We start from the raw sequence: 4,262 nt of genomic DNA, 5'->3' as shown, positions 1-4,262 counted from the left end.
GCCCACCACCGCCTCCGGCGCCACCCCCGCAACCGTGTGGCGCCGCGCCCGCGGCTACCTCATCGCCCTGGCCGTCCTCCTCACCGCTGCCGTCACCCTCGCCGCCCTCTCCTCCGGCGCCCACCACGGCCGCCTCGACCCCCGCTCCCCCGACCGCGAGGGCAGCCGGGCCATCGCCGAACTCCTCCGCGCACGCGGCGTCACCGCCCGCGTCGTCACCACCGCCGACGAGGCCGCAGAAGCCGCCGGCCCCGGCACCACCCTCCTCGTCACCGACCCGGACCTGCTCGGCGACCACCAGCGCCGCACCATCCGCTCCGCCATCGACGTCTCCGGCGGCCGCACCGTCCTCCTCACCCCCGGCGCCACCGCCCTGGCCCACCTGGCCCCCACCGTCCACACGGCCGGAAAGGCCCACGAGCGCACCCTCACCCCCGATTGCGCGCTCACCGCCGCGACCACCGCCGGCTCCGCCGACACCGGCCGGGGCCGCCGCTACAGCACCACCGCCCCCGGCGCCGCCGCCTGCTACCCCAGCGGCGGCCATCCCACCCTCCTCGTCCTGCCCGCCGGCACCACCGGCGGCGGCGACACCGTCGTCCTCGGCTCCGAGCGCGTCCTGCTCAACGAGGACCTCGCCCGCGAGGGCAACGCCTCCCTCGCCCTGCAGCTCCTCGGCACCCGCCCCGATGTGGTCTGGTACATGCCGTCCCCGGCCGAGCTCGGGGAAGGCGACGTCGAGGAGAAGTCCTTCCTCGAACTGATCCCGGCCGGCTGGCACTGGGCCCTGCTGCAGCTGTTCATCGCCGCCGCTCTCGCCGCCTTCTGGCGCGCCCGCCGCCTCGGCCCGCTCGTCACCGAGCGGCTGCCCGTCGCCATCCGCGCCTCCGAGGCCGCCGAGGGCCGCGCCCGCCTCTACCGGAAGACCGCCGCCCGCGACCGCGCCGCCGGCGTGCTGCGCGCCGCCACCCGCGAGCGCCTGGCCGCGCTGGTCGGCGTACCGTCCGCCCACGCCCACGATCCCGCGGCCCTCGTCCCCGCCGTCGCCGCCCGCCTCGCGGACCCCGCCGGCCGGGACCTGACCGCCCTCCTCTTCGGCACCGCCCCCGCCGGCGACGCGGCCCTCGTCGTGCTCGCCGACCACCTCGACGCCCTCGAAAGAGAGGTCCGCACCTCATGACGGCCACCACGGACAGCGCCCGCTCCTCCCTGGAAGCGATCCGCACCGAGATCGGGAAGGCCGTCGTCGGCCAGGACTCGGCCGTCACCGGTCTCGTCGTGGCCCTGCTGTGCCGCGGCCACGTCCTCCTCGAAGGCGTCCCCGGTGTCGCCAAGACCCTCCTGGTACGGGCCCTGGCCGCCTCTTTGGACCTCGACACCAAGCGCGTCCAGTTCACCCCGGACCTGATGCCCAGCGACGTCACCGGCTCGCTCGTCTACGACACCCGCACCGCCGCGTTCTCGTTCCAGAACGGCCCGGTCTTCACGAACCTCCTCCTCGCCGACGAGATCAACCGCACCCCGCCGAAGACCCAGTCCGCCCTGCTGGAGGCCATGGAGGAGCGCCAGGTCACCGTCGACGGGACCCCGCGCCGCCTGCCCGACCCGTTCCTGGTCGCCGCCACCATGAACCCGGTCGAGTACGAGGGCACGTACCCCCTCCCGGAAGCCCAGTTGGACCGCTTCCTCCTCAAACTGAACGTCCCCCTCCCCTCCCGCGAGGACGAGATCGGCGTCCTGACCCGGCACGCCGCCGGCTTCGACCCACGCGACCTGCAGGCCGCCGGCATCCGCCCGGTCGCCGGAGCCTCCCAGCTGGAGGCCGCCCGTGACGCGGTCGCCGCCGTCGCCGTCTCCCCCGAGATCGCCGGGTACGTCGTCGACATCTGCCGCGCCACCCGCGAGTCGCCCTCCCTCAGCCTCGGCGTCTCCCCGCGCGGCGCGACCGCCCTGCTGGCGACCGCCCGCGCCTGGGCCTGGCTGACCGGCCGCGACTACGTCACCCCCGACGACGTCAAGGCCCTGGCCCTGCCGACGCTGCGCCACCGCGTCCGGCTGCGCCCGGAGGCCGAGATGGAAGGCGTCACCGCCGATGCCGTCCTCACCGCGATCCTGTCCCACGTCCCCGTTCCCCGCTGATGGCCGCCCTCACCGGACGCGCCGCCCTGCTCGCGGCCCTCGGCAGCATCCCCGTCGGCGTCCTCGAACCGAGCTGGACGGGCGTCCTCGCGGTCAACGCGCCTCTCGCCGTGGCCTGTGCGGTCGACTACGCCCTCGCGGCCCCGGTCCGCCGCCTGGCCCTCGCCCGCTCCGGCGACACGTCCGTGCGCCTGGGCAGCCCGGCGGAGGTCCACCTGACCGTCGCCAATCCCGGTACGCGCACCCTGCGGGCCCGCATCCGTGACGCCTGGCCCCCCAGCAGCTGGCTCCCGGGCACGGACCAGCAGGCGTCCCGGCACACCGTGCGCATCCCGCCCGGCGAACGCCGCCGCTTGACGACCCGCCTGCTCCCGACCCGCCGCGGCGACCGGCACGCGGACCGCGTCACGATCCGCTCGTACGGCCCGCTCGGGCTGCTCGCCCGCCAGGGCACCCACACCGTCCCCTGGACGGTCCGGGTCCTGCCGCCCTTCACGAGCCGCAAGCACCTCCCCTCCCGGCTGGCCCGCCTGCGCGAGATGGACGGTCGTACGAGCCTGCTGACCCGCGGGGAGGGCACCGAGTTCGACAGCCTGCGCGACTACGTCCCCGGCGACGACACACGCTCCATCGACTGGCGGGCCACCGCCCGCCAGGACAAGGTCGCCGTCCGCACCTGGCGTCCGGAACGCGACCGGCACATCCTGATCTGCCTCGACACCGGCCGCACCTCCGCCGGCCGGGTCGGCGACGTTCCCCGCCTGGACTCCGCCATGGACGCGGCCCTGCTGCTCGCCGCCCTGGCCTCCCGGGCCGGGGACCGCGTGGACCTGCTGGCCCACGACCGCCGCGCCCGCGCCCAGGTCCAGGGCCGCTCGGCCGGCGACGTCCTCCCGGCCTTCGTCAACGCCATGGCCGCCCTGGAACCGGAGCTCGTCGAAACCGACGCCCGCACCCTCGTCTCGACGGTCCTGCGCAGCGCCCCGCGCCGCTCCCTGGTGGTCCTCCTGACGAGCCTGGACGCCGCCGCGGTGGAAGAGGGCCTCCTGCCGCTCCTCCCCCGCCTCACGCAGCGCCACACGGTCCTGCTGGCCTCGGTAGCGGACCCGCACATCGCGCAGATGGCCCGCTCCCGCGGCACGTTGGACGCGGTCTACGAGGCCGCGGCCGCCGCCCAGACGCAGGCCCAGCGCCGCCGCACCGCCGAGCAGCTGTCCCGCCACGGCGTCCACGTCGTCGACGCCACCCCGGACACCCTGGCCCCGTCCCTCGCCGACGCCTACCTGGCCCTCAAGGCCGCCGGCCGCCTCTGAGACCGGCGGCTCACGTCAACGATCGAGGTCGAGCACGCCTACTCCGTGGTGCTCGTACATCTTGGGCTCGACGGTCGCCACCAGCGCGTCGACGCCCCAGTCAGGAAGATTCCGCACGGCTGACACTGCTGCGGCGACTCCCGCAGGCACGCCTTCCCGGCACAGCTGAGCCACGGACAACATGGCGGCGTAGTCGAGGTCGATCGTGTGGATGACATCGAGCTGGCCGACGTGCTCGGCGACTCCCGGGTGTTCCCGGTCCGCTTCGAGAATCGCCAGGACAGGCGCCCACAAACGTGTGTCACCGTCGAGGTAAGCCCGGTGGATCAGTGCCGACACCTGCCGGTTGCCCGATAAAGCGAAGAGGGAGGGGCTGTCCAGGACGAGATGGTGCTGGATCACGCAGCACTCTCCTGCCGACGTGCGAAGGCCTCGCGAATCTTGCGCCCCATCTCCGCGCTCTCCTCGTCGGTCACGCGTACCCCGAAGTGCTGAGCCATGTACTCACGGGCCCGTTCGGCGCGCTCACGGCGCTCCTCAGCGGTCAACGTGGACTCGGCAAACTCTTGGACCAGGGCTCTGATGGACGTGCCGCGGGACTCGGCGATGACCGCAAGGCGATCGCGCACCTCAGCCGGCACTCGGATCATGGCGTCGGACATGGGCCGAGTTTACAGCGGCGTCTACACGCACGTGCGGTGAACGCAGAAAAGCCCCGCACCGAACCCCCCGGAAAAGGGGGCTGGTGCGGGGCTTCCCGCAATGATTGTTCGGCGGCGTCCTACTCTCCCACAGGGTCCCCCCTGCAGT

Annotated in this window: 5 protein-coding genes; 3 read left to right on the top strand and 2 right to left on the bottom strand. The window is 74.3% G+C overall.

Annotated features, from left to right (window positions below; genetic code table 11):
• Positions 1–34 precede the first annotated feature (34 nt).
• From HYE82_RS34510 to HYE82_RS34500, 3 genes are read left to right on the top strand one after another with little or no spacing between them, the layout of a single operon-like run.
• Positions 35–1,180 (top strand): DUF4350 domain-containing protein, encoded by a 1,146-nt coding sequence (locus HYE82_RS34510; protein ID WP_309144548.1) that lies wholly within the window; start codon positions 35–37, stop codon positions 1,178–1,180.
• On the top strand, positions 1,177–2,139 hold the full coding sequence (locus tag HYE82_RS34505; RefSeq protein WP_179178168.1) for a MoxR family ATPase: 963 nt from the start codon (positions 1,177–1,179) through the stop codon (positions 2,137–2,139). The genes HYE82_RS34510 and HYE82_RS34505 overlap by 4 nt, the downstream gene beginning before the upstream one ends.
• On the top strand, positions 2,139–3,452 hold the full coding sequence (locus tag HYE82_RS34500; protein WP_179178167.1) for a DUF58 domain-containing protein: 1,314 nt from the start codon (positions 2,139–2,141) through the stop codon (positions 3,450–3,452). The genes HYE82_RS34505 and HYE82_RS34500 overlap by 1 nt, the downstream gene beginning before the upstream one ends.
• Before the next feature lie 15 nt (positions 3,453–3,467).
• On the opposite strand, the gene HYE82_RS34495 is transcribed toward HYE82_RS34500, so the two are convergent.
• Together HYE82_RS34495 and HYE82_RS34490 are read right to left on the bottom strand one after the other, a co-directional pair.
• Positions 3,468–3,854, bottom strand: a complete 387-nt coding sequence (locus HYE82_RS34495) for a hypothetical protein (RefSeq protein ID WP_179178166.1) — start codon at positions 3,852–3,854, stop codon at positions 3,468–3,470.
• Positions 3,851–4,114, bottom strand: coding sequence for a hypothetical protein (locus tag HYE82_RS34490; protein WP_179178165.1), 264 nt, complete (start codon positions 4,112–4,114; stop codon positions 3,851–3,853). Before HYE82_RS34490 ends, HYE82_RS34495 begins: the two co-directional genes overlap by 4 nt.
• Between the last annotated feature and the right edge of the window lie 148 nt (positions 4,115–4,262).

This window comes from Streptomyces sp. BR123 (assembly GCF_013401435.1).
Classification (GTDB): domain Bacteria; phylum Actinomycetota; class Actinomycetes; order Streptomycetales; family Streptomycetaceae; genus Streptomyces.
Note: the sequence above shows the minus strand (reverse complement) of the source record. Positions and strands in the feature narration are given on the sequence as shown.